Consider the following 2569-nt stretch of genomic DNA (forward strand, 5'->3'; position numbering starts at 1 on the left):
TCATCCACAGCACTATATTCATTCATATCTATAGTCAATATAGCGTGGTTGGTAGCATTGCCATAGCTACTAGACCTGCCTAAAGCCATCGCCACTCCTGAGCTGTTGGTAGACGCTCCCAGTGTCAATCTACCATTGTCCGCATTGGAGCTGTAACTCCAGCCCTCCAAATCAACTAACGCTCCTTGGTAACCGGTATAAACCGTATCTGGTAGATTGTTAAAATCAACAAGGTAGGGTAATCCATCAGTGTAGCTAGATATTTTTCGTGTCATGCTACGCAACGTATCATTAGACTGGATCAAATCACCAGTCAGTTCACTAAATACGGTCACTTCATAATTTCCTACTTCAGAAAAATCCATGTCAGCGGAGAAAGTGTAAGTCAAAGTATCTCCTGTAGCCAATGATGTTGCTGCTGTTTCACTCACCTCTTGTCTACCACTAGGGCCATCGATCCAAACCGTCAACGGTACGCTTGTCTCTGTACTTACTCCTTGATTCACATACTGTACAGTAATTTGTTCTGTCGCTCCGAGTAACGGTGATGATACGGGAATTTCCAAATCGAGTGCCGCTAGGTCATGTGCAGGACGTTCATATACTTTAACATCATCTAGGTAAAAGGCATCACTGCTATACTCCCGCTCTCCAAAACGAATCTGGAACGTAGATGAAAAGTCTTGATCATTTGCTGATAAACTATCTGCTAATGAATAGGCATTGACAGTAATCCATTCATTGTCTGCTCCTTTGTTAGCAGACCAATCATAGAACATTATCCATTCATCAGATGCTGATCCTCTGATATGAGCCCTGTCTTCTGTATAAGAAGACTCATACCTTTGTGAAAACCTAAAGTCAATCAAAATATCATCATCCACAGCACTATATTCATTCATATCTATAGTCAATATAGCGTGGTTGGTAGCATTGCCATAGCTACTAGACCTGCCTAAAGCCATCGCCACTCCTGAGCTGTTGGTAGACGCTCCCAGTGTCAATCTACCATTGTCCGCATTGGAGCTGTAACTCCAGCCCTCCAAATCAACTAACGCTGCTTGCTCACCGGTATAAACCGTATCTGATACATTGTTAAAATCAACAAGGTAGGGTAATCCATCAGTGTAGCTAGATATTTTTCGTGTCATGCTACGCAACGTATCATTAGACTGGATCAAATCACCAGTCAGTTCACTAAATACGGTCACTTCATAATTTCCTACTTCAGAAAAATCCATGTCAGCGGAGAAAGTGTAAGTCAAAGTATCTCCTGTAGCCAATGATGTTGCTGCTGTTTCACTCACCTCTTGTCTACCACTAGGGCCATCGATCCAAACCGTCAACGGCACACTGGTCTCCGTACTTACTCCTTGATTCACATACTGAACTGCGATTTGTTCTGTCGCTCCGAATAACGGTGATGATGCGGGAATTTCCAAATCGACTGCCGCTAGGTCATGTGCAGGACGTTCGCGCACTTTGACATCATCTAAGTAAAAATAGCGCGAGTTATATGTATCTCTTTCTCCAAATCTTACTTGAAATGTAGATGAGAAATTTTGATCATGCGCAACTAGAGAGTCTGTCAAAGGCAGTGTATTAACATCAACCCATTCATTATTTCCTCCACGGTTTTCGTGCCAATCATAGAATTCAATCCAATCATCTGTCTCAGACCCTCTGATGAACACACGGTTATGTGCATAAACGCCAGAGTATCGGTATGAAAACCGGAAATCTAATAATAGCTTATCCGTTGACGCATCATACGTACTCATGTCCATCGTCAGTACTGCAAAATTAGATGTTGTGTTTGACTCACTACGATACATCGACATGGCCTGTGTTTCGTTTTGCGAAAATTGACCAATAGACAATCGCCCATATTCAGAACTATTTTCATAACTCCAACCGGGCAACCCTATCAACTCTCCTTGATTTTGAGCATAAACTGTGTCTGCTAACAAATCAAAATCTGCTAAATAAGGCAGACCCCCGTTGTAAATAGATGGTTTTATTAAATAACCTCTCAACGTATCATTGGATTGCACCAAATCTCCCGACAGTTCACTAAATACGGTCACTTCATAATTTCCTGCTTCAGAAAAATCCATGTCAGCTGTAAAAGTATAGGTCAAGGTATCTCCTGTAGCCAAAGAGGTCGTGGAGGTTTCTCTTACCTCCTGTCGTCCGCTAGGACCATCGATCCAGACAGTCAACGGCACACTGGTCTCCGTACTTACTCCTTGATTCACATACTGAACTGTGATTTGTTCTGTCGCCCCGAGTAGTGCTGATGATGCAGGAACCTCCAAATCGACTGCCGCTAAGTCGTGTACGGGACGTTCATATACTTTGACATCATCTAGGTAAAAGGCATCAGTGCTATACTCCCGCTCTCCAAAACGAATCTGGAACGTAGATGAAAAGTCTTGATCATTTGCTGATAAACTATCTGCCAATGAATAGGCATTGACAGTAACCCATTCATTGTCTGCTCCTTTGTTAGCAGACCAATCATAGAGCATTATCCATTCATCAGATGCTGATCCTCTGATATGAACCC

General features: G+C 42.6%; 1 protein-coding gene. It reads right to left on the bottom strand.

Features of this window, described 5'->3' with window-relative positions:
• A partial coding sequence (locus tag BGP76_RS20305) for a hypothetical protein (RefSeq protein ID WP_158584171.1) occupies positions 1 to 2569 on the bottom strand: 2569 nt, incomplete at both ends.

The organism is Reichenbachiella sp. MSK19-1 (assembly GCF_003590315.1).
In the GTDB taxonomy this organism is placed as follows: domain Bacteria; phylum Bacteroidota; class Bacteroidia; order Cytophagales; family Cyclobacteriaceae; genus Reichenbachiella; species Reichenbachiella agariperforans.